This window comes from Variovorax sp. 278MFTsu5.1 (assembly GCF_048305045.1).
Lineage (GTDB): Bacteria > Pseudomonadota > Gammaproteobacteria > Burkholderiales > Burkholderiaceae_C > Variovorax > Variovorax guangxiensis.
In genome coordinates this window covers 3,663,842-3,684,723 of record NZ_CP157622.1, presented here as the reverse complement: position 1 = coordinate 3,684,723, position 20,882 = coordinate 3,663,842, and the positions used below count along the sequence as shown (strand labels likewise).

Sequence of the window (20,882 nt, the reverse complement as noted above, 5' to 3'; positions counted from 1 at the left end):
AATGCTGAAGCTTCAAGACATCCACGCCTACTACGGCAAGAGCCATGTGCTGCATGGTGTTTCCTTCGACGTGAACCCGGGCGAGATCGTCGCGCTGCTGGGCCGCAACGGCTCGGGGCGCTCGACCACCGCCAAGGCCATCATGGGCCTGGTGCATGCCGAGGGCGGCCTGCACTGGAAGGGTCAGGACATCCTGCGCCGAAAGGCCTACGAGATCGCGCACTGCGGCATCGGCTACGTGCCGGAGAACCGCGACATCTTCCCCAAGCTCACGGTGCACCAGAACCTGCTGCTGGGGCAGAAGGGCTCGGGCAAGGGCAGCCGCTGGTCGTTCGACGACATGTACGGCATGTTCCCGCGCCTGAAGGAGCGCCAGCACACCGAGGCCGGCGTGCTCTCGGGCGGCGAGCAGCAGATGCTCACGCTGTGCCGCACGCTGATGGGCGACCCCGATCTCATCATCATCGACGAGCCCACCGAGGGCCTCGCGCCCAAGATCGTGGAGCTGGTGGGGCAGTACCTGCGCACGCTCAAGGACAAGGGCATCTCGGTGCTGCTGATCGAGCAGAAGCTCACCATCGCGATGGAAATCTCCGACCGTGCGCTCGTCATGGGCCACGGCAGCATCGTCTTCGACGGCACCCCCGCCGGCCTGCGCGCCGACGCCACCACCCGCAAGGAGTGGCTGGAGGTCTAGGCCGCTGGATGCGGATTTCCGGACGCAGAGGGCGCGAAGGTTTCGCGAAGGACGCGAAAGCAAGTCAGAAAAAATGATCTGCTTTCCCTTTCGCGTCCTTTGCGAAATCCTCGCGTCTTCTGCGTTCGGTAGCCGTTCCCGCATCCACGGCCCTTGTCTCTACAGCGACTGCGTGCCATTGTTGGGCCGCGCGAAACGCCTAGAATCCCTCGAAAAAGAACACTCGTGCTTTTTCTTCTTTTTCTTCACACACCAAGGAACGCAGCATGACGGCTGAATACAAAGTGCTCGGCGACATCGCCGTGATCACCATGACCAATCCTCCGGTCAACGGTCTCGGTTTCTCGACGCGCATCGGCATCACCGACGGCCTGTCCAAGGCCAATGCCGACGACGCCGTCAAGGCCATCGTCATCACCGGCGCCGGCAAGGCGTTCTCGGGCGGCGCGGACATCAAGGAGTTCGGCACGCCCAAGGCGCTGCAGGAGCCCAACCTGCTGAGCGTGATCCTTGCGCTCGAAGCTTCTCCCAAGCCCATCGTCGCTGCCATCCACTCGGTGTGCATGGGCGGCGGCCTCGAACTGGCCCTGGGCTGCCACTACCGCGTGGCCGCTCCTGGCACCAACGTCGCGCTGCCCGAAGTCAAGCTGGGCCTGATCCCCGGCGCGGGCGGCACACAGCGCCTGCCGCGCGTTCTGGGCGTGGAGACGGCCCTGAACATGATCGTCAGCGGCGAACCGGTCAAGAGCGAACTGCTCGCATCGGTGCCCGGCCAGAAGCTGTTCGACAAGCTGGCCGCCTCGGCCGAATCGGTGTTCGACGAGGCCGTGGCCTTCGCCAAGAGCGTGGCCGGCAAAACGGGCGATGAGCTGCCCCTGGTGCGCAACCTGCCGTGCAAGCACCCGCAGGGCGATGCTTACTTCCAGTTCGCGAAGAACATGGTCGGCGGCATGTCGAAGAACTACCCCGCGCCGCTGCAGTGCGTCGATGCCGTGCAGGCTGCCACCAAGATGAAGTTCGACGCCGGCATGGCCGAAGAGCGCCGCATCTTCACCTCGCTGATGTTCACGCCCGAGTCGCTGGCGTTGCGCCACCTGTTCATGGCCGAGCGCGCCGCGAGCAAGATCCCCGACGTGCCCGAGGACACCCCCAAGCGCGAGATCAAGTCGGTCGGCGTGATCGGCGCCGGCACCATGGGCGGCGGCATCTCGATGAACTTCCTGAACGCGGGCATTCCCGTGACCATCCTCGAGATGAAGCAGGAAGCGCTCGATCGCGGCATCGCAACCATCCGCAAGAACTACGAAGCCCAGGTCAAGAAGGGCAAGCTCAAGCAGGACAAGTACGAGCAGCGCATGGCGCTGCTGAGCACCACGCTCAGCTACGACGAGCTGAAGGACGCCGACCTCATCATCGAGGCCGTGTTCGAGGAAATCGGCGTGAAGGAGAAGGTGTTCAAGGAGCTCGACCGCGTTGCCAAGAAGGGCGCGATCCTGGCGTCGAATACCTCCACGCTCGACGTCGACAAGATCGCATCGTTCACCGAGCGTCCGCAAGACGTGGTCGGCATGCACTTCTTCAGCCCCGCCAACGTGATGAAGCTGCTGGAAGTGGTGCGCGGCAAGGCCACCGCCAAGGACGTGCTGGCCACCGTGATGGCGATTGGCAAGAAGATCAAGAAGACGGCCGTGGTCTCGGGCGTTTGCGACGGCTTCATCGGCAACCGCATGATCGAGCAGTACAGCCGACAGGCCGGCTTCCTGCTGGACGAAGGCGCCACGCCGCAGCAGGTCGACAGGGCCATCGAGAAGTTCGGCTTCGCCATGGGCCCGTTCCGCATGGGCGACCTGGCCGGCAACGACATCGGCTGGGCGATCCGCAAGCGCCGCGCCGTGGAGCGTGCCGACATGAAGTACAGCCGCACGGCAGACAAGCTCTGCGAGCTGGGCCGCTTCGGCCAGAAGACCGGAGCAGGGTGGTACGACTACCAGGCCGGCAAGCGCGACGCCATTCCGTCGGAGCTGGTCAACAAGATGATCGAGGACCACCGCAAGGAGCTGGGCATCACGCCGCGCAAGATCTCCGACGAGGAGATCGTGCAGCGCCTGGTGTACGCGCTGGTCAACGAAGGCGCGCACATCCTGGAAGACGGCATCGCCTCGAAATCGGGCGACATCGACATGGTGTACCTGACCGGCTACGGCTTCCCGATCTATCGCGGCGGCCCCATGCACTACGCGTCGCAGGTCGGCCTGTACAACGTGGCCGAGACGATGAAGCGCTTCGCCAAGAATCCGCGCGACGATGCCGAGTTCTGGCAGCCCGCGCCGCTGATCCAGAAGCTGGTGGCAGAAGGCAAGTCCTTCGGCTGATGACGACGCGCAGAACCTGAGCCGGGACCAAGACCGCCAATGTTGAAACGCATCTTCCTCGGGCTGCTGCTGGCAGTTGTGCTGCTTGCGGCCGCCGTGGCGGTCAAGACCTGGACCACGCCGTCGCGCCAGCTGGCGGTGGCGCCCGCGCCCAAGCTGGACATCGACCTGCAGGCGGCCGCCAGGCGGCTGTCCACGGCGATCACGTTCCGCACGGTATCGGGCCTCGACGACCCGGCCGCCAACGCGGCCGAGTTCGACAAGCTGCACGCCTACCTGGAGCAGCAGTTCCCGAAGGTGCACGCCACCCTGAAGAAGGAAGTGGTGGGCAACAAGGCGCTGCTCTACACCTGGGCCGGCACCGATCCGCAGGCCAGGCCCGTAGCGCTCATGGCGCACCAGGACATGGTGCCCATCGCGCCCGGTACCGAGAAGGCATGGACGGTCGATCCGTTCTCCGGCGAGATCAAGGACGGCTTCATCTGGGGTCGCGGCACGCTCGACAACAAGAGCAACCTGTTTGCGCAGATGGAGGCCATCGAACTGCTCATCGGCAGCGGCTTCAAGCCTAGGCAGACCGTCTACCTCGTGATGGGCGACGACGAGGAGGTGAGCGGCCTGCGCGGCGCGCTGCCCATCGCCGAACTGCTCAAGTCGCGCAACGTGCGCCTCGACTGGGTGCTCGACGAGGGCCTTCTGGTGCTCGACGGCGTGCTGCCGGGCCTGAAGCAGCCGGCGGCGCTCATCGGCCTGGCAGAGAAGGGCTACGCCACCTTCTTCCTCTCGCTCGACACCGCGCCCGGCCATTCGTCGATGCCGCCGCAGCACAGCGCCATCGGCAGCATGAGCGCGGCGCTGGCGCGGCTCGAAGCCTACCCGATGCCTGGGGGCATCAAGGGCGTGGCCGGCCAGATGTTCGGCGCGCTCGCGCCCGAGATGAGCGGCGTCAACCGCGTGATGCTTTCCAACCTGTGGCTCACCGAGCCGCTGGTGCGCGGCATCCTCGAGAAGAGCCCGAGCAGCAACGCCATGCTGCGCACCACCACCGCGCTGACCATCGTGCGCGCGGGCAACAAGGACAACGTGCTGCCCGGCCGCGCCGAGGCTGCCGTCAACTTCCGCATCCTGCCGGGCGACACCATCGCCAGCACCGAGGCGCATCTGCGCAAGGCGTTGGGCAACGACGACATCAAGATCAAGGCCTACCCGGGCAACTCCGAGCCGTCGCCCGTGTCGTCGACCGACAGCACCGGCTACCGCGCGATCGAACAGGCCGTGCGCCAGAGCTTTCCCGATGCGGTGGTGGCCCCGGGCCTCATGACCGCGGCCACCGACTCGCGCCACTTCAGCATCGTGAGCGACGCCGTCTTCCGCTTCTCGCCGTTCCGCATGAAGAACGAAGACCTCGCGCGCTTCCACGGCAACAACGAACGCCTGGCCATCTCGAACTATGGCGAGATGATCGGCTTCTACCGCCAGCTCCTGAGCAACGCCAACGCTGCTCCGGCGCAATGACGACACCTGCTTACGCAACCTCTTTTCCCTTCCATCTGCTTCAAAGGACCTCACCATGACCAGCGCCGTCATCGTTTCCACTGCCCGCACGCCGCTCGCGAAGAGCTGGAAGGGTGCCTTCAACATGACGCACGGCGCCACGCTGGGCGGCCACGCGGTGCAGCACGCCGTGCAGCGCGCCGGCATCGACCCCGCATCGGTCGACGACGTCATCATGGGCTGCGCAACGCCCGAAGGCGCCACCGGCTCCAACATCGCGCGCCAGATCGCGCTGCGCGCCGGCCTGCCGATCACCACCTCGGGCATGACGATCAACCGCTTCTGCTCCTCGGGCCTGCAGACCATCGCCACCGCGGCCCAGCGCATCATCGCGGGCGAAGGCGAGGTCTACGTGGCCGGCGGCGTCGAGAGCATCTCGTGCGTGCAGAACGAAGCCAACAAGCACATGCTGGCCGACCCGTGGCTGGTGAAGAACAAGCCCGAGATCTACTGGAACATGCTGCAGACGGCCGAGCAGGTCGCCAAGCGCTACAACATCGGCCGCGACGCCATGGACGAATACGGCGCGCAGAGCCAGCAGCGCGCCACCGCCGCGCTGGAAGCCGGCAAGTTCAAGGATGAAATCGCCCCCATCACCGTGCTGGCCGGCGTGGCCGACCCCGTGATGGGCCTGCGTACCAAGGAAGTCACCGTCGAGAACGACGAAGGCATCCGCCCAGGCACCACCAAGGAAGGCATCAGCGGCATCCGCCCGGCGCTGCCCGGCGGCCTGATCTCGGCCGGCAACGCCAGCCAGTTCTCCGACGGCGCCGGCGCCTGCGTGGTGGTCGACGAGAAGTACGCGCAGCAGAAGGGCCTGAAGCCCATGGGCCGCTTCCTCGGCTTCGCAGTGGCCGGCTGCGAACCCGACGAGATGGGCATCGGCCCCGTCTTCGCCATTCCGAAGGTGCTCAAGCGCCTGGGCCTCACGGTGAACGACATCGACCTGTGGGAGCTGAACGAAGCCTTCGCCGTGCAGGTGATCTACTGCCGCGACAAGCTGGGCATTCCGGCCGACCGCCTGAACGTGAACGGCGGCGCCATCGCCGTGGGCCACCCCTATGGCGTGAGCGGCCAGCGCCTGACGGGCCACGCGCTGATCGAAGGCAAGCGCCGCGGCGCGAAGAAGGTCGTGGTCACGATGTGCATCGGCGGCGGCATGGGCGCCGCGGGCGTGTTCGAGGTGCTCTGAGCTTCCACCTGAGCCGCTGAATTCGGACTTCCGAACGCAGGGGTCGCGAAGGTTACGCAGAAGTCGCAGAAGAGAAACCAGAATTTGATTGGTTTTTCTCTGCGACTTCTGCGTATTTCCCGTACCTCTTTTGCGTTCGGCTGTCCGATCCCGACCCCCTGGAGAATTTCATGAGCTTTCGTCCCACCCTCGACTTCCTGCTCTACGACTGGCTCGACGCCGAATCCCTCAACCAGCGCGAGCGCTTCGCCGATCATTCGCGCGAGACCTTCGACGCGGTGCTCGACACCTGCGAGCGCATCGCGCGCGAGAAGTACGCGCCGTTCAACCGCACGGTCGATACGCAGGAGCCGCATTTCGACGGCGAGAAGGTCGTGCTGCCGCAGGCCACGCATGATGCGCACAAGGCCTTCGTCGAGTCGGGAATGATGAGCGCGGCACAGGACTACGACATCGGCGGCATGCAGCTGCCCTACACGCTGCAGGCCGCGGCCAACAGCTTCTTCGCGATGGCCTCGGTGAGCATCGGCTCGAACATGCTCACCAGCGGCAACGCCAACCTGCTGATGGTGCATGGCACCGAGATGCAGAAGGAGGTCTTCGCCAAGAACGAGTTCTCGGGCCGCTGGGCGGGCACCATGTGCCTGTCGGAGCCGCAGGCGGGTTCGTCGCTGAGCGACGTGGCCACGCGCGCGGTGCCTGATGGCGACGACTTCCAGAACGATCCGCTGGGTCCGCGCTACCGCCTCACGGGCAACAAGATGTGGATCTCGGCGGGCGATCACGAGCTGACCGAGAACATCGTGCACATCGTGCTGGCGAAGATTCCCGACGAGAACGGCAGGCTGGTGCCCGGCACGCGGGGCATATCGCTCTTCATCGTGCCCAAGCGCATGGTCGATACCCAGGGCAATCTCACGGGCCAGCGCAACGACGTAGCGCTCGCGGGCCTGAACCACAAGCTGGGCTGGCGCGGCACCACCAACACGCTGCTGAACTTCGGCGAGGGCAGGTACCCGGTCGACGGCAAGGCCGGCGCGGTGGGTTACCTGGTCGGCGAGCCCGGCAAGGGCCTGCACTGCATGTTCCACATGATGAACGAGGCGCGCATCGGCGTCGGCACGGCGGCCACCATGCTCGGCATGGCCGGCTACCACGCCTCGCTCGAATACGCGAAGAGCCGCCCGCAGGGCCGGCTGGTGAAGAAACCCGAAGCCGCCGGCACGGCGGTCGCCAAGGATTCGGCCGCGCCGCAGGTGCGCATCATCGAACACGCCGACGTGCGCCGCATGCTGCTGGCCCAGAAGGCGTATTGCGAGGGCGCCCTGGCGCTGGAGCTGTACTGCGCCCGGCTGGTCGACGAGCAGAAGACCGGCGACGCGCACGCCGCCGACGACGCGCGGCTGCTGCTGGAGGTGCTCACGCCCATCGCCAAGAGCTGGCCCAGCGAGTGGTGCCTGGAGGCGAATTCGCTGGCCATCCAGGTGCACGGCGGCTACGGCTACACGCGCGACTTTCCGGTGGAGCAGTACTGGCGCGACAACCGCCTGAACATGATCCACGAGGGCACCCACGGCATCCAGGCGGCCGACCTGCTGGGCCGCAAGGTGCTGATGGAGAAGGGCCGCGGCCTGCAGCTGCTGGCCGCGCGCATGACCGACACCATCGGCCGCGCGGCCAAGGTGCCGGCGCTGGCTGGCCACGCCAAGGCGCTGGGCGCCGCGCTGCAGCGCATCGGCAGCGCCACCGAGGCCGCCTGGTCCACCGGCGACCCGGCCGACGCGCTGGCCAATGCGGTGCCGTACATGCAGGCCTTCGGCCACACGGTGCTGGCCTGGATCTGGCTCGACGTCGCGGGCAAGGCCCTGCAAACCGACGCGGAAAAGGCGAGGGCGGTAACAGCTGGCAAGATCGGCGCCACGGACTATTTCTTCCACTACGAGCTGCCGAAAATCGGCGCATGGCTCAACGTGGTCGAAACCCGTGATCCGACCTGTACAGCTTTGCCCGAGGACGCCTTCTGATGGCCACCACCGATTCGCCGAACCCCACCCCCAGCAGCAACACCCCCGCCGCCAAGCCGCCGAAGCCGCATGCGCGGCTGGAGAAATGGATCTGGATCCTGATCTACGGCGGCCTGTTCGTCGTGATCCTGGGCATCGCCACCGGCCGCACCGATGCCGCGCTGGGCTGGTCCATCTCCGTGCCCGGCGGCATCGTGGCACTGGTCGGCTTCGTGCTGATCTACGTGCGCTCGCGCCTTCCCAACACCCCTTCAAGCAAGTAACGAGGCCCGCCATGCTCAAGCACATCGTGATGTGGAAGTTCAAGGAGCACGCCGAGGGCGCCGACAAGGCCACCAACCTGCTCAAGGCCAAGGCGCTGCTCGACGCCTGCGCGAAGCTGTCGCCCGGCACGCTGCGCTTCGAAGTGGCCATCGCCCAACCCGGGCTGGAAGCCACCTACGACCTTGTCCTTTATTCGGAATTCACCGACGCCGCCGCCCTGGCGGCCTATGCCGACCATCCGCAGCACGTGGCCCTGAAGCCGTTCATCGGCGCGGTCCGCGAAGCCCGCCAGTGCATGGACTACACGATCTGAAACACAACCCGAACCCCGGAGACAAGCCATGACCGCACGCACCGTCCAGAAACTCTTCGACCTCACCGGCAAGACCGCCCTCGTCACCGGCGGCTCGCGCGGCCTGGGCCTGCAGATGGCCCACGCGCTGGGCGAGGCCGGCGCGAAGATCATGCTGAGTTCGCGCAAGGCCGATGATCTGGAGCAGGCGGCCGCCGAACTGCAGGCCGCCGGCATCGACGCGCGCTGGATCGCCGCCGACTGCTCGAAGGAGGAAGACACCCGCCGCCTGGCCGACGAGACCCTGCAGCGCATGGGCGCGGTCGACATCCTCGTGAACAACGCGGGCGCCAGCTGGGGGTCTCCGGCCGAGAGCCACCCGGTCGAGGCCTGGGACAAGGTGATGAACCTCAACGTGCGGGGCTACTTCATCCTGTCGCAGCAGATCGCCAACGGCTACATGATCCCGAAGAAATCGGGCCGCATCATCAACATCGCCTCCATCGCCGGCCTCAACGGCAACCCGCCCGAGATGCAGACGCTGGCCTACAACACCTCCAAGACCGCGGTCATCGGCTTCACCCGCACGCTGGCTGCCGAATGGGGCAAGTACAACATCAACGTGAACGCCATCTGCCCGGGCTTCTTCATGACGAAGATGGCAGCCGGCCTCATCAAGTCTCTGGGCGAGGAGAAGATGGCCGCGCAGGCGCCTCTGGGCCGCCTGGGCGACGAGGAGGACTTGAAGGGCCTGACGCTGCTGTTCGCGAGCGACGCCGGCAAGCACGTCACCGGCCAGTGGCTGGCGGTGGACGGCGGCGTGAGCGTGGTGCTCGGCGCAGCTTGAAATGACCACCCCCAGCCTCGCCCACTTCGTGTGGCTCGGACACCCCCTCGAGGGGGCGCACCCTGCGGCCCGGCGAAGCCGGTTCCGCGGGAGCCCGCGAACGGGCCGCGCAGAGGTGCAGGAGGCTGGCAAACTGAAATGACCGATCAAACCGACGACATCAATTTCCGCTCGTACACGAGCCGCATCCCGTTCGCGCGCCACCTGGGCTTCGAGCTGACGAAGTTCGAGAACGGCGAATCGGAGATCCTCTACACCGCCAAGCCCGAGCACCTGAACACCTTCGACGTGACGCACGGCGGCGCCTGCATGACGCTGCTGGACATCACCATGGCCGCTGCCGCGCGCAGCATCGCGCCCGAGATGGGCGTGGTCACCATCGAGATGAAGACCAGCTTCATGCAGCCCTCGGTCGGCCCACTGCACGCGCGCGGCACGCTCATTCACAGGACGGCGACGCTGGCTTTCACCGAGGCCAGAATCTACGACGAGCAGGAGCGCGTGTGCGCCCACGCCACCGGTACCTTCAAGTACGTGAAGCGCCGGCTGCCGACCGGCCCGGCCAGCGCCAACGAGATGCGCCCGCCCTCGACCGACTGACCCGACCCTATTTCTCCCCCGGAGCCTTCCATGCCCACCAACAAGCAGATCCACCTCGACAACCGCCCCGAGGGCGAGGCCATCGCCAGCAACTTCAAGCTCGTCACGGCCCAGACCCCCGAACTCAAGGACAACCAGGTCCTGGTGCGCCACCACTACATGAGCCTCGACCCGTACATGCGCGGGCGCATGAACGATTCCAAGAGCTACGCGCAGCCGCAGCCGCTGGGCCAGACGATGCAGGGCGGCACGGTCGGTGAAGTGGTGGAAAGCAAGCACCCCAAGTACGCCGTGGGCGACAAGGTGGTGGGCTTCGGCGGCTGGCAGGAATACAGCGTGGTCGATGCCTCGCAGCCCGGCGCGCTGAAGAAGGTCGACACCACGCACGTGCCGCTGTCGCACTACCTCGGCGCCGTCGGCATGCCGGGCGTGACCGCCTGGTACGGGCTGGTGAAGATCATCGCGCCCAAGGCCGGTGAAACCGTGGTCATCACCGCCGCCAGCGGCGCAGTCGGAAGCGCCTTCGGTGCGCTGGCCAAGGCGCGCGGCTGCCGCGTGGTCGGCATCGCGGGTGGCGCCGACAAGTGCAGGTACGTTACGGAAGAGCTGGGCTTCGACGCCTGCATCGACTACCGCCAGCACCCCGATGTGAAGTCGATGAGCACCGCGCTCAAGGAAGCCTGCCCGAAGGGCATCGACGGCTACTTCGAAAACGTCGGCGGCTACATCTTCGACGCGGTGCTGCTGCGCGCCAACGCCTTCGCCCGCGTGGCCCTGTGCGGGATGATCGCGGGCTACGACGGCCAGCCGCTGCCGCTGGCCAACCCGGCGCTGATCCTCATCAACCGCATGAAGATCGAAGGCTTCATCGTCAGCGAGCACATGGAAGTGTGGCCCGAGGCGCTGGCCGAGCTGGGCACGCTGGTGGCCACTGGCAAGCTCAAGCCGCGCGAGTCGATCGCGCAGGGCATCGAATCGGCGCCTGAAGCTTTCCTCGGCCTGCTGAAGGGCCGCAACTTCGGCAAGCAGCTCGTCAAGCTCATCTGATGCTTCGATGAACTGAACGCACGGCAAGGAGGCCGGCCATGGAAACGACGCACGAGGTCTTCAACCAGCCTGCACCGCTGGTCGACTACAACCTCTTCGACACCAACCGGCCCCTGCGCGATGCGCTGAAGTTCAACGCGCCCGCGCTGCAGACCGCGCAGCTGCACGAACTGGGCGCAACCCTCGGCTCGGCCGGCATGCAGGCGCATGCACGGCTCGCCAACATCCACACGCCCGAGCTGCACACGCACGACCGCTTCGGGCGGCGCATCGACGAGGTGGAGTTCCATCCGAGCTATCACGCGCTGATGAGCGCCGCGGTGGGCGCCGGGCTGCACGGCACGCCGTGGACCGGCACATCGGCCTCGCCGCACGTGCTGCGCGCGGCTGGCTTCATGCTCTTCACCGAGCTGGAGCCGTCGATTCTCTGCCCCGTCTCCATGACCTACGCCGTTGCACCCGCGCTGCGCGGCAACGCGGCGGTGCATGCCGACTGGGCGCCGAAGCTCGGCAGCCTCTGGTACGACCCGGCGCTCAAGCCCTTCAGCGACAAGCCCGGCGTGACCATGGGCATGGGCATGACCGAGAAGCAGGGCGGCTCCGACGTGCGGGCCAACACCACGCAGGCCGTGCGCGACGGCACCGGCGACGCCTGGGGCGAGCGCTACGCCATCACCGGCCACAAGTGGTTCTTCTCGGCGCCGATGTGCGATGCCTTCCTGGTGCTGGCCCAGGCGCCCGCCGGGCTCTCGTGCTTCTTCCTGCCGCGCGTGCTGCCCGACGGCTCGCGCAACGCCATCCGCATCCAGCGGCTGAAGGACAAGCTGGGCAACAAGGCCAATGCGAGCTCCGAGGTGGAGTTCCATGGCGCCATCGCATGGCTCGTGGGCGAGGAGGGGCGCGGCATCCCGCAGATCCTCGAGATGGGCACGATGACGCGGCTCGACTGCGCGCTGGGCACCAGCGGGCTGATGCGCCAGTCGCTGGCCATCGCGCTCAATCACGCCACGCAGCGCATGGCCTTCGGCAAGGCGCTGATCGAACAGCCGCTGATGAAGAACGTGCTGGCCGACCTCGCACTGGAGAGCGAGGCCGCCACCGCGCTCGCCATCCGCCTCGCGAGGGCCTTCGACAACCAGTCCGACGAGCACGAGCGCCTGATGGCCCGGCTGCTCACGCCGGTCGCCAAGTTCTGGATCTGCAAGCGCGGCAGCGCCTTCGCGCAGGAAGCCATGGAATGCCTGGGCGGCAACGGCTACGTGGAGGAGGGCGGCGAAGGCATCATGGCCCGCATCTACCGCGAGATGCCGCTCAACTCCATCTGGGAAGGCGCGGGCAACATCATGGCGCTCGACCTGCTGCGCGGCCTGCGCAAGGGCGACGCGGTGGCCACGCTGGCGAAGGAACTCGCACCTGCGCGCGGACATCACGCCGCGCTCGACCGGCTGGCCGATGCGCTGCCGGCGCGCATCGAGGCGATGGCTTCGGAAGCCGAGGCCCGCCGTCTCGCGCAGGACGTGGCGCTGGCCGTGCAGGCCGCGCTGCTGGTGCAGACGGCGCCGGCTGCAGTGGCCGGCGCGTTCTGCGCATCGCGCCTGGCCGGCGACTGGGGCAATGCCTTCGGTACGCTGGGCGCAGGCACAGATTTCGACGCCATCATCCAGCGCGCACAGCCGCGCTGACGCAACACGAACGACAACCCACGGGAAACACCATGGCCGACCTGATCCTCCATCACTACCTCACCTCGCCGTTCTCGGAGAAGGTGCGCCTCATCCTCGGCGCCAAGAAGCTGCCGTGGAAGTCGGTCTTCATCCCGCCGATCATGCCCAAGCCCGACGTGGAGGTGCTCACCGGCGGCTACCGCAAGACGCCGTTCCTGCAGATCGGCGCCGACATCTATTGCGACAGCGCGCTCATCGCCGACGTGCTCGAGCATCTGCGGCCCGAACCCACGCTCTATCCGGAGCCTGAAAAAGGCATGTCGCGCATCCTCGCGCAGTGGGCCGACACCACGCTCTTCTGGGCCGCCATGGCCTGGAACCTGCAGCCCAGGGGCGCGGCGGAAGTGTTTGCCAAGGCGCCGCCCGAAGCCGCGAAGGCCTTCGGCGAGGACCGCGGCAAGATGAGCGCGGGCAACATGACCCGCCTGCGCCCGGCCGACGCCACCAGCGCCTACAAGTCGTACCTGCGCCGCCTGTCGGACATGCTCGACGAGAAGCCCTATCTGCTCGGCGAGGTGCCCAGCATCGCCGACTTCTCGGCCTACCACCCGCTGTGGTACACGCGGCGCATAGAGTCGGTCCGCACCATCCTCGACCTCACGCCCGCGGTGATCGACTGGATGGACCGCATGGCCGCCATCGGCCACGACGTGCCCGAGAAGTTCTCGAGCGAAGAAGCCATCGCGGTGGCGAAGGCCTCGACGCCGCATTCACTGCTGACCGACAGCACCTTCCAGGACGACCACGGCATCCCGCTGGGCACCGCGGTCACCATCCGCGCCGAGAGCTTCGGCCTCGAGGAGACGCCCGGCACGCTCGTGGCCGCCACGCGCACGCACTACACGCTGGAGCGCAGCAGCGAGCGCGCGGGCACGGTGCATGTGCACTTTCCTCGGATCGGGTATGTGCTGAAGAAGGCCGAGGGCTGACTCGCGTCACGCGAACGACAGCCGTTCTCCGCTTGAAGCGGTCCAATAGACGGCACAGAGTCAACCAAAGGAAAGCACCCAATGATTCAGGACTTCAAGGGCAAGACCGCCGTTCTCACCGGCGCGGGTTCGGGCTTCGGCCTGGAGTGCGCGCGCATCGGCGCCGCCCACGGCATGAACCTCGTGCTGGTCGACGTGCAGCAGGATGCGCTTGACAAGGCCCAGGCCGAGATGGAAGCGGCCGGCGTGCAGGTGCTGGCGCGCAAGGTCGATGTGTCGGACGCGGCCCAGATGGAGGCATTGGCCGCTGCCGTGAAGGAGCGCTTCGGTGCGCCGCACTTCGTCTTCAACAACGCGGGCGTGGGCGCCGGCGGCCTGGTGTGGGAGAACACCGTGGCCGACTGGGAATGGGTGCTGGGCGTGGACCTGTGGGGCGTGATCCATGGCGTACGCCTGTTCGTGCCGATGATGCTGGAGGCTGCGGCCAAGGACCCGTCCTACCGCGGCCACGTGACCAACACGGCCAGCATGGCCGGCCTGCTCACGCCGCCCAACATGGGCATCTACAACGCCGCGAAAGCCGCGGTGGTGAGCCTTACCGAGACGATGTACCAGGACCTGAACCTCGTCACCGACCAGATCGGCGCGAGCCTGCTGTGCCCGTACTTCGTGCCCACCGGCATCACCAGCAGCGAGCGCAACCGTCCGAACGCGCCGAAGGAAAGCGAGCTCACCAAGAGCCAGCTGATCGGCCAGGCGATGAGCAACAAGGCTGTGAGCAGCGGCAAGATCACGGCTGCCGAAGTGGCCGCCAAGGTGTTCGAAGCCATCAGCGACAACCAGTTCTACGTGTTCAGCCATCCGAAGGCGCTGGGCAACGTGCGCAGCCGCATGGAGAACATCGTCTCCATCACCAATCCGGCCGACCCGTTCCTGGAGCGGCCCGAAATCGGCCAGAAGCTGCGCGAGCAGTTGCGTTCGGCCTGAGCCGGGGCGTTCAGCCGGCCTGCAGTTCGGCCACGAGCGCTTCGACACGGGCAAGCGCGCTGGCGATGGAGCGGTCGAGCAGGTCGCCATGGTCTTCAGCGTGCTCGATCGCCACGCTGTGCACTTCGTTGAGCCCCAGCAGCGCCAGCGGGCTCGCGATGCCCGGCGTGAGCAGGTCCATCTGCGCCTGGAATCCGCCCGGCCCGTAGCCGCTGCTGCCGCACGAGGTGAGCAGCACCGTGCGGCGGTGTCGCTCGGCCAGCAGCGGCACGTACGGGTTCTCGCGGTCGCGGTCGAAGTCGAAGGTCGAGCCGATGCGCACGATGTTGTCGATCCACGACTTCAGCGGCGCGGGCATTCCGAAGTTGTACATGGGCGCGCCGATCACCAGCACGTCGGCGCGGCGGAGCTCGTCGATCAGTGCGTCGCTTTCGGCGAGCACCGCGTGCATCCACGGCTCACGCTGCCCGGCTGGCGTATAGCCCGAGGCGATCCACTCGCCCGTGACGTTGCCGGGCGGCGTGGCGCCGATGTCGCGGTAGATCACTTCGTCGTCCGGACGGGCTGCCCGCCAGGTCGTCACGAAGTGATGGCTGAGGCGGCGCGAATGCGAGCCGTGGACATGCGTGCCCGAACGGCCGGGGCGGGCGCTGGCGTCGATGTGGAGCAGTGTGGTCATGGTGCAGTCCTCTTTGACATGAAGGGTTGGATGAAGAGAATTCAGCTGTCTGCCTGGCATGGAGAGAAATTTATCGGCGCACCGCCAAGGCGACAAACGACGATTTCTTTGCGTTGCTGAAAAATAAATTCATCCATGGCCAACCTTCGCCAACTCCCTCCGCTGGCGGCGCTGCGCGCCTTCGAAGCCGCGGCGCGGCATTGCAGCGCCAAGCTCGCGGCCAACGAGCTCTCGGTGACGCCCACGGCCATCAGCCACCAGGTGCGCCAACTGGAGGATTCGCTGGGCGTGGCGCTCTTCATCCGCCAGCCGAGGCAACTGGTGCTCACGTCGCAGGGCAGGGAACTTCAGGCGGTGCTCGGCGAAGCGTTCAACGCGATGGCGAATGCCGTTGCGCGGCTGCGAGCGCCACCTGAGCGCATGGCCATCACGCTGTCGACCACCCCGGCGGTCGCGGCGCGATGGCTGCTGCCGCGCGTGAGCACGCTGCGCGCGCTGCATCCGCGGCTCGACCTGCGCATTCACGCGTCGCACGACGCGGTGGCGCTCGATGGCGTCACGGCCGACCTCGCGATCCGCTACGGACGCGGGCAGTGGCCGGGCATGGTGTCTGAAAAGCTGTTCGACAACGTCTTCGCGCCCGCGTGCAGCCCCGCGCTCAAGCTGTGCCGCCCCGGCGAACTGGTGCGACACACGCTGCTGCACTTCACGGTGCCCGGCAGCAAGAGCCAGCCCGGCACATGGGCCGCGTGGCAGCAGGAAGCGCAGGTGCCGGGCCTCGACGTGTCGGCGGGGCCGGTGTTCTCCGACGAGACGCACACGGTGTGGGCCGCGCTGCAGGGGCAGGGCGTCGCGCTGATGAGCCTGGCGCTGATCGCGGACGAACTGCGCGCGGGCAATCTCGTGCAGCCCTTCGGCCCGGAACTGCCGGGGTTGCCGTTCCATCTCGTCTGCCCCCAGGCCCGGCGCGACGAACCCGCCGTGGCGGCGGTGTTCGAGTGGGTGAGGGAGCTTCAGCCGCCCGGCGCGAATAGCTGACTTCGCGTGCAATGACTTTCGACACTGGTGGCGGCCGGTCCGGGCTTCTAGAGTCCGCGCGAGGATCGGGCGGTGCCTTGCGGTGTACCGGTTGTTAACTATTACGCAGGCCGTCGAGCTTTGTTCGCCGGGCCTCTTCTCGCGCGCGAGGTTCGCGCAGTAATCCCTTAGCCCGGCCGGATCCTTTCCTTAACCTTCGGACACTTTCTTTGATGAAGGTCAGAAAAGGTTGCCCCGAAGCAGCCGGCCTTCTTCAGCGGCCCCCATGCATATACGCGAGATATCGCGAAGAGGAGGACAGTCATGCGAACCCCGTTCCTGCGCGAAGGCAGCCCGGACGAACCAACCTCGGTGCCAGGGCGCGGCGCGGCGCTCAGGGCGCTGCTGCCGGTCGTGATGTGCTTCGCCGCCGCAGTGGGGTTCGTGCTGATGGCGCTGTTCGTCCAGAACATCGTGGCGGCATCGGTGTTCACCACGGCCGCCATCGTGTTCCTTGGGATCGGGCTGATCCTCGGCCTGAGCATGTGGGTCTTTCCGGGCCTGCCGCGCTAGATGCCCGGGCGGGAAGAAAGCATGGCCGGCAAGCCTGGCACGGCTCCCATCCTTCGCCTCGGCAGCTGGCGCTTGACCTTCATCGGCGCTGCGATCGGGCTGCTGATCGTGCTGGCCGTGCTCATGAAATGGATCGTCGAACTGCAGGTCGAGGCCGCGCAGGAGCGACGCCTGAGCGAAGCCGTCGCGCGCGAGGCCGCGGCACGCTGCCATGAGAGGACGCCGCTTCAAGCGGTCAGGGAATGCCTGGCCGAGCTTGCCGCCGGCGCTGCCGCTCGTCCGCAGGAGCGCTGAGCGAAGCCGGTCAGTCGTTGCTCATCCACTGGCCGGAAGCGGGGTGCACGACGGCGGGCTTGCCGCCCAGCATGAGCGACTCCTCGTCGGGTTGCGCCGCGTTCTGTGCGGCCACGTCGAACTCGATCCGCAGCGCCTTCGCCACGGAGGCGTCCTCGATGGGCAGCTCCCATGTCAGGAAGACCAGGTTGCAATCCGTGCCCTCCGCGAAGTCGGCCGCGTCGAAGCCGCTGCTGCCGCGCCGGATCACGGCATGAGGCTGGCCGGTGTCGAAGATCACCACCGAGCCTCGCCTCAGCGGAATGCGCCGGTCCGCGAAGGGGAAGTGCAGGTCCAGTCCCTTGTCCTCGCTCATGAAGAGATTGCAGAACGCCGCGAAGCCGTACCGGGTGCCGTCGTGGTGGTACGTCGCACCGCGGCAGGCCATCAGGGCGATGTCGCTGGAGGCCAGCACCCCGGGCAGGCTCTGCGCCTGCGCCCAGTCGGACGCGGCCTGGACGCAGAGCCGGTAGTCCGGCCAGCGCGCGCGGGCCCGTGCGAGGGGCAGGGGCTCCACGTCTCCGAGCTCCAGCGCGAGCTGCGAGGAAATCTCCCGGTCCCAGTCGGCGAGCAGGCGAGCGGGAGGCATGGGCACGTCCACCATGCCGGTCAGCACCACCTCGCTCACGCTGCGGCTGCGGAGGCGGTCGCCGCCGCTGTGGAAGAAGGAGATCAGCGCCTGGTTCATCGGTGGGCAGTGTAGTAAGCACGTCGCGCCTGTCGCCTGGACTGTCAATGACGGGATCATCCGGTTCCCCCGGAGGACGCCATGAGGAAAATCCGCGTTGTTGGCGCTCGGAAAATACCCTTAGGAATATTTGAGTACCAAAGAGTTAACATTTGGAGCAGCATCAAGCAGACGAGGAGGCAGCACCCCATGGAGACATATCCGACCCTGAGGCAGGCCACAGGCGTGGCCCGCACCCTGAGCAAGCACTCGTCCTGCACCATGGTGGTCTACCGCGTGACGGAGGAAAAGTTCGTGACCGCGCATCCGTCCGACACGGTCAACGGAACCATCGAGGCCGTCTACCGTGATGGCTATGTGGTGCCGACGCTGCTGAGCAAGACGCGCTGAGACGAAGCCGGACACCAGCTCGAGTTGCAGGCCTCCTTCGGGAGGCCTTTCTTCATTTCACGACGACGCGGGCACCGCCTGCATCAGCAGCGTCAGTGCCTTGCGCAGGCTCGGGACCGACGAGCTTTCGCCCTTGTCGAAACCCAGGCGCACCACGACGAGGTCGTGCGAGGGAACGATCAGCACCACCTGCCCGCCGGCGCCGAGCATGTAGTAGGCCGAGGTCGGCACCGGCCATGTGCTCGTTCCGTTGAGCCAGAAGAAGCCGCCGTAGATCGGGCGCTTGTCGGCCGCCCAGGTCGGCGCGAGCGTGCTCACGAACCTGACGTAGCCCTCGGGCAGGATGCGCTCGCCGTTCCACACGCCGTCCTGCAGGTACAGGTTGGCCAGGCGCGACCAGTCGCGTGCCGACATGAAGTCGTAGCCCTGTCCCATGAAGTTGCCGTAGGGATCGGTCTCCAGCGTCATCGTGCGGATGCCGATCTTGTCGAACAGGTTTCTCTGCGGGAACGACAGGTATTCCTCGCCGCGTTTTTCCACGGCCAGCCGGATCAGGTAGTTCGCCAGCACCGGGTCGGTGTTGCGATAGCGGCCGATGGTGTTGGGCGGCCATTGCTGCGGCCGCGTGGCCGCGTAGTTGAAGATGTTGATGCGGCCCGTGTAGAAGTAGACGTGGTCGGGGTAGGTGCCGTTGGGGTCGAAGTCCGGGTCGTCGGGCGCCTTGATGCGCAGGCCGCTCGACATGTGGAGGATGTCGGAGATCCTGATTTCCTTGCGCTTGTCGTCCGCACCTTGCCATTCCGGAATGGGCGCGCGCTGGTCGAGCTGGTATTCGCCCTGTTTCATCAGCACGCCCATCATGGTCGCGGTCACGCTCTTGCCCATCGACCACGACTCCAGCGGCGTGCCCGGGCCGATGCCATTCATGTAGCGCTCGCCGACGATGCGCCCCTTGTGCGTGACCACGAAAGCCGCCGTGTAGGCCTCGGGCAGCTCGAAGGCCGCGTCGACCGCCTGGCTCACCTTCGCGGTGTCGATGCCGGGCGGAGTGCCGCCAGGCATGACGTCGCCCATGGGCCATGCCTGGGTCGACGCGTCGGGCAGGGCGCTCTTGACCGCCACCGGCGTGAAGAACACGTCGTCCCTGCCCGGCGGCAGCGTGATGCAGCCCTGCGAGCCGTAGTAGCGGGCCGTCAGCGTCGGGCCGTTGGGAATGGTGATGCGGACTTCCTTCTTCGCGCGGTCGACCACCGGCGTGCCGACCTTCTTGCGCTGCGCGTAAGGGCCGGTGAAGTAGCCCACGCTCTCGGCCGCGACGGCGGGGTCGAGCCCGGTGATGAAGGCTGCCGAGCACATCGCCTTGGCGTAGCCCGAGGTGTTGTGCTCCAGCGGATCGCCCGGTGGCGGCACGTACGGCGTGTTGAGTTCGTAGCTTCTGGCGCGTGCGATGAGGGCTTCGCGCGCCGGCAGTTCGGGTGTGTTCGTGGCGGGCGGCGTGGTTCCGCCGGTGCCCAGTCCTATGCCTATTCCTCCACCTCCGCCGCCGCCCCCACCGCCGCCTCCGCATGAGGCCAAAACCATTACAAGAAGCGCGCCTGTCGCAATGGCAACGGGCACGCCGGCAAACCTCTTCATAGGGGGCTCCTCGCTTAGTTGTTGCCGGAGTCTGCGCGAAACCGGTAACAGACTGCAAGCCCGGTCTTCAGATTCCGCTCAGGCAGCGGTGGCCTGCGATGCGATCCACTCCCACACGGCGCGTATCGCCGGCTCGTCTTCCCTGCCGTTCGCAACGGCAAGAAAGTAGCTGCCCGTGTCCAGCACAGGCCCGAAGGGCTGCACCAGCGCGCCGCTGCGGAGTTCCTCAGCCGAGAGCGTGAGGCTCAGCAGCGCCACGCCATGCCCGGCGAGCGCGGCCAGCATGGCGTGCGTCTCGTCGGAGAACGACAGGCCCGATGCCTTCATCGCGCGCCCCCTCGGCGGCGCGATGCCGGCTTCGCGGAACCAGCGCGGCCACACGGCAGGGGCGAGCACCTGCGGCTGCCAGTCGCAGTGGATCAGCCGGTGCTTCGGCAGATCGGCCGCGTCCTTCAGGCCGAGCATCGGGCTGCACAGCGGCGCGTAGCGCTCGGGCATCAGTTCGCGCGACACCAGCCCCGGCCAGTTTCCGTTGCCGGAGCGCACCGCGATGTCCGCCTCGCCGCGCGCCAGGTCGACCAGCGTGTCGCTCGCATGCAGCCGCAGTTCCACACCGGGGGAGGCCTTGCGGAAGGCATCCATGCGCGGCAGCACCCAGCGCGCGGCGAAGGCGGTGTTGGTGCTCAGGGTCACGGCCTGCGAGGCGGAAGGGCGGCGCAGCCTGTCGACACCGGCCTCCAGCAGGTCGAAGCCTGTGCGCAGGTCGTCGAAGAGGCGCTGGCCAGCAGGCGTCAGCGCAAGCTGGCGCGTGAGGCGGCGAAAAAGCGGCTGGCCCAGCGTGTCTTCGAGCGCGCGCACCTGGTGGCTGATGGCCGATGGCGTCACCGAGAGTTCCTGCGCAGCCCGCTGGAAGCTCAGGTGTGCGGCCGCGGCCTCGAAGGCGCGCAGCGAGAGCAACGCAGGCAGACGGCGCGGCGTGCGGACAGGTGAGCCAATCTCGTTCATCGGTGGAGAAATGATCGTTTGTGAAGCTGGCTC

21 protein-coding genes are annotated in these 20,882 nt (G+C 67.0%); 17 read left to right on the top strand and 4 right to left on the bottom strand.

All coding sequences use genetic code 11. The annotated features are described in order from the left end of the window. Nucleotide 1: 1 nt before the first annotated feature. From ABL844_RS17150 to ABL844_RS17090, 13 genes are all read left to right on the top strand, one after another. Nucleotides 2-697 carry an ABC transporter ATP-binding protein gene (locus tag ABL844_RS17150; protein ID WP_126020154.1) on the top strand — a complete coding sequence of 232 codons (696 nt, stop codon included), beginning with the start codon at nucleotides 2-4 and terminating at the stop codon, nucleotides 695-697. A 266-nt stretch (nucleotides 698-963) separates the two neighbouring features. Continuing rightward, the gene (locus tag ABL844_RS17145) at nucleotides 964-3,069 is read left to right on the top strand and encodes a 3-hydroxyacyl-CoA dehydrogenase NAD-binding domain-containing protein (RefSeq protein WP_418128293.1); all 2,106 of its coding nucleotides are present in this window, start codon (nucleotides 964-966) and stop codon (nucleotides 3,067-3,069) included. Nucleotides 3,070-3,108: 39 nt separating this feature from the next. Beyond that, a complete protein-coding gene (locus ABL844_RS17140; protein ID WP_418128292.1) occupies nucleotides 3,109-4,584 on the top strand; it encodes a M20 family peptidase in 1,476 nt (491 codons plus the stop codon). A gap of 55 nt (nucleotides 4,585-4,639) precedes the next feature. After that, nucleotides 4,640-5,815 (top strand): acetyl-CoA C-acyltransferase, encoded by a 1,176-nt coding sequence (locus ABL844_RS17135; RefSeq protein WP_126020148.1) that lies wholly within the window; start codon nucleotides 4,640-4,642, stop codon nucleotides 5,813-5,815. Between the two features lie 170 nt (nucleotides 5,816-5,985). Continuing rightward, entirely contained in the window at nucleotides 5,986-7,839 is a 1,854-nt protein-coding gene (locus tag ABL844_RS17130; RefSeq protein ID WP_418128291.1) for an acyl-CoA dehydrogenase, read from the top strand. Continuing rightward, nucleotides 7,839-8,102: a hypothetical protein gene (locus tag ABL844_RS17125; protein ID WP_184637718.1), complete on the top strand. Its 264-nt coding sequence runs from the start codon at nucleotides 7,839-7,841 to the stop codon at nucleotides 8,100-8,102. The genes ABL844_RS17130 and ABL844_RS17125 overlap by 1 nt, the downstream gene beginning before the upstream one ends. 11 nt (nucleotides 8,103-8,113) lie before the next feature. Beyond that, nucleotides 8,114-8,416: a Dabb family protein gene (locus ABL844_RS17120; protein ID WP_019652558.1), complete on the top strand. Its 303-nt coding sequence runs from the start codon at nucleotides 8,114-8,116 to the stop codon at nucleotides 8,414-8,416. Between the two features lie 28 nt (nucleotides 8,417-8,444). Beyond that, entirely contained in the window at nucleotides 8,445-9,242 is a 798-nt protein-coding gene (locus tag ABL844_RS17115) for an SDR family oxidoreductase (protein ID WP_126020138.1), read from the top strand. Between the two features lie 138 nt (nucleotides 9,243-9,380). Continuing rightward, nucleotides 9,381-9,842, top strand: coding sequence for a PaaI family thioesterase (locus ABL844_RS17110; RefSeq protein ID WP_184637720.1), 462 nt, complete (start codon nucleotides 9,381-9,383; stop codon nucleotides 9,840-9,842). 30 nt (nucleotides 9,843-9,872) lie between these two features. After that, nucleotides 9,873-10,889: an NADP-dependent oxidoreductase gene (locus ABL844_RS17105; RefSeq protein WP_418128290.1), complete on the top strand. Its 1,017-nt coding sequence runs from the start codon at nucleotides 9,873-9,875 to the stop codon at nucleotides 10,887-10,889. Between the two features lie 38 nt (nucleotides 10,890-10,927). Further along, the gene (locus tag ABL844_RS17100; protein WP_418128289.1) at nucleotides 10,928-12,571 is read left to right on the top strand and encodes an isovaleryl-CoA dehydrogenase; all 1,644 of its coding nucleotides are present in this window, start codon (nucleotides 10,928-10,930) and stop codon (nucleotides 12,569-12,571) included. Nucleotides 12,572-12,603: 32 nt separating this feature from the next. Beyond that, nucleotides 12,604-13,542 (top strand): glutathione S-transferase family protein, encoded by a 939-nt coding sequence (locus ABL844_RS17095; protein ID WP_369662239.1) that lies wholly within the window; start codon nucleotides 12,604-12,606, stop codon nucleotides 13,540-13,542. An 81-nt stretch (nucleotides 13,543-13,623) separates the two neighbouring features. Continuing rightward, nucleotides 13,624-14,529 (top strand): SDR family oxidoreductase, encoded by a 906-nt coding sequence (locus ABL844_RS17090; protein WP_418128288.1) that lies wholly within the window; start codon nucleotides 13,624-13,626, stop codon nucleotides 14,527-14,529. 10 nt (nucleotides 14,530-14,539) lie between these two features. Here ABL844_RS17090 and ABL844_RS17085 read toward each other — a convergent pair whose 3' ends face one another. Continuing rightward, a complete protein-coding gene (locus ABL844_RS17085) occupies nucleotides 14,540-15,208 on the bottom strand; it encodes an FMN-dependent NADH-azoreductase (protein ID WP_418116483.1) in 669 nt (222 codons plus the stop codon). A gap of 135 nt (nucleotides 15,209-15,343) precedes the next feature. Here ABL844_RS17085 and ABL844_RS17080 point away from each other — a divergent pair, with 135 nt between their 5' ends. The 3 genes from ABL844_RS17080 (at nucleotide 15,344) to ABL844_RS17070 (ending at nucleotide 17,092) form a co-directional block, all read left to right on the top strand. Next, nucleotides 15,344-16,246: a LysR substrate-binding domain-containing protein gene (locus tag ABL844_RS17080; protein ID WP_418128287.1), complete on the top strand. Its 903-nt coding sequence runs from the start codon at nucleotides 15,344-15,346 to the stop codon at nucleotides 16,244-16,246. Between the two features lie 303 nt (nucleotides 16,247-16,549). Further along, nucleotides 16,550-16,798 carry a hypothetical protein gene (locus tag ABL844_RS17075; RefSeq protein ID WP_126020122.1) on the top strand — a complete coding sequence of 83 codons (249 nt, stop codon included), beginning with the start codon at nucleotides 16,550-16,552 and terminating at the stop codon, nucleotides 16,796-16,798. A 21-nt stretch (nucleotides 16,799-16,819) separates the two neighbouring features. Continuing rightward, nucleotides 16,820-17,092, top strand: coding sequence for a hypothetical protein (locus tag ABL844_RS17070; RefSeq protein ID WP_418128286.1), 273 nt, complete (start codon nucleotides 16,820-16,822; stop codon nucleotides 17,090-17,092). A gap of 10 nt (nucleotides 17,093-17,102) precedes the next feature. Here ABL844_RS17070 and ABL844_RS17065 read toward each other — a convergent pair whose 3' ends face one another. After that, nucleotides 17,103-17,819, bottom strand: coding sequence for a hypothetical protein (locus tag ABL844_RS17065; RefSeq protein WP_418128285.1), 717 nt, complete (start codon nucleotides 17,817-17,819; stop codon nucleotides 17,103-17,105). Nucleotides 17,820-18,008: 189 nt separating this feature from the next. On the opposite strand from ABL844_RS17065, the gene ABL844_RS17060 reads away from it, so the two are divergent. After that, nucleotides 18,009-18,209: a hypothetical protein gene (locus ABL844_RS17060; RefSeq protein WP_126020114.1), complete on the top strand. Its 201-nt coding sequence runs from the start codon at nucleotides 18,009-18,011 to the stop codon at nucleotides 18,207-18,209. 57 nt (nucleotides 18,210-18,266) lie between these two features. On the opposite strand, the gene ABL844_RS17055 is transcribed toward ABL844_RS17060, so the two are convergent. Next, nucleotides 18,267-19,790 carry a serine hydrolase domain-containing protein gene (locus tag ABL844_RS17055; protein ID WP_418128284.1) on the bottom strand — a complete coding sequence of 508 codons (1,524 nt, stop codon included), beginning with the start codon at nucleotides 19,788-19,790 and terminating at the stop codon, nucleotides 18,267-18,269. Nucleotides 19,791-19,922: 132 nt separating this feature from the next. Further along, nucleotides 19,923-20,849 (bottom strand): LysR substrate-binding domain-containing protein, encoded by a 927-nt coding sequence (locus ABL844_RS17050; protein WP_418128283.1) that lies wholly within the window; start codon nucleotides 20,847-20,849, stop codon nucleotides 19,923-19,925. Nucleotides 20,850-20,882 lie beyond the last annotated feature (33 nt).

Coding starts and splice junctions, on each gene's coding strand:
- ABL844_RS17150 (WP_126020154.1), top strand. CDS start 2: ATGCTGAAGCTTCAAGACATCCACGCCTACTACGGCAAGAGCCATGTG.
- ABL844_RS17145 (WP_418128293.1), top strand. CDS start 964: ATGACGGCTGAATACAAAGTGCTCGGCGACATCGCCGTGATCACCATG.
- ABL844_RS17140 (WP_418128292.1), top strand. CDS start 3,109: ATGTTGAAACGCATCTTCCTCGGGCTGCTGCTGGCAGTTGTGCTGCTT.
- ABL844_RS17135 (WP_126020148.1), top strand. CDS start 4,640: ATGACCAGCGCCGTCATCGTTTCCACTGCCCGCACGCCGCTCGCGAAG.
- ABL844_RS17130 (WP_418128291.1), top strand. CDS start 5,986: ATGAGCTTTCGTCCCACCCTCGACTTCCTGCTCTACGACTGGCTCGAC.
- ABL844_RS17125 (WP_184637718.1), top strand. CDS start 7,839: ATGGCCACCACCGATTCGCCGAACCCCACCCCCAGCAGCAACACCCCC.
- ABL844_RS17120 (WP_019652558.1), top strand. CDS start 8,114: ATGCTCAAGCACATCGTGATGTGGAAGTTCAAGGAGCACGCCGAGGGC.
- ABL844_RS17115 (WP_126020138.1), top strand. CDS start 8,445: ATGACCGCACGCACCGTCCAGAAACTCTTCGACCTCACCGGCAAGACC.
- ABL844_RS17110 (WP_184637720.1), top strand. CDS start 9,381: ATGACCGATCAAACCGACGACATCAATTTCCGCTCGTACACGAGCCGC.
- ABL844_RS17105 (WP_418128290.1), top strand. CDS start 9,873: ATGCCCACCAACAAGCAGATCCACCTCGACAACCGCCCCGAGGGCGAG.
- ABL844_RS17100 (WP_418128289.1), top strand. CDS start 10,928: ATGGAAACGACGCACGAGGTCTTCAACCAGCCTGCACCGCTGGTCGAC.
- ABL844_RS17095 (WP_369662239.1), top strand. CDS start 12,604: ATGGCCGACCTGATCCTCCATCACTACCTCACCTCGCCGTTCTCGGAG.
- ABL844_RS17090 (WP_418128288.1), top strand. CDS start 13,624: ATGATTCAGGACTTCAAGGGCAAGACCGCCGTTCTCACCGGCGCGGGT.
- ABL844_RS17085 (WP_418116483.1), bottom strand. CDS start 15,208: ATGACCACACTGCTCCACATCGACGCCAGCGCCCGCCCCGGCCGTTCG.
- ABL844_RS17080 (WP_418128287.1), top strand. CDS start 15,344: ATGGCCAACCTTCGCCAACTCCCTCCGCTGGCGGCGCTGCGCGCCTTC.
- ABL844_RS17075 (WP_126020122.1), top strand. CDS start 16,550: ATGCGAACCCCGTTCCTGCGCGAAGGCAGCCCGGACGAACCAACCTCG.
- ABL844_RS17070 (WP_418128286.1), top strand. CDS start 16,820: ATGGCCGGCAAGCCTGGCACGGCTCCCATCCTTCGCCTCGGCAGCTGG.
- ABL844_RS17065 (WP_418128285.1), bottom strand. CDS start 17,819: ATGAACCAGGCGCTGATCTCCTTCTTCCACAGCGGCGGCGACCGCCTC.
- ABL844_RS17060 (WP_126020114.1), top strand. CDS start 18,009: ATGGAGACATATCCGACCCTGAGGCAGGCCACAGGCGTGGCCCGCACC.
- ABL844_RS17055 (WP_418128284.1), bottom strand. CDS start 19,790: ATGGTTTTGGCCTCATGCGGAGGCGGCGGTGGGGGCGGCGGCGGAGGT.
- ABL844_RS17050 (WP_418128283.1), bottom strand. CDS start 20,849: ATGAACGAGATTGGCTCACCTGTCCGCACGCCGCGCCGTCTGCCTGCG.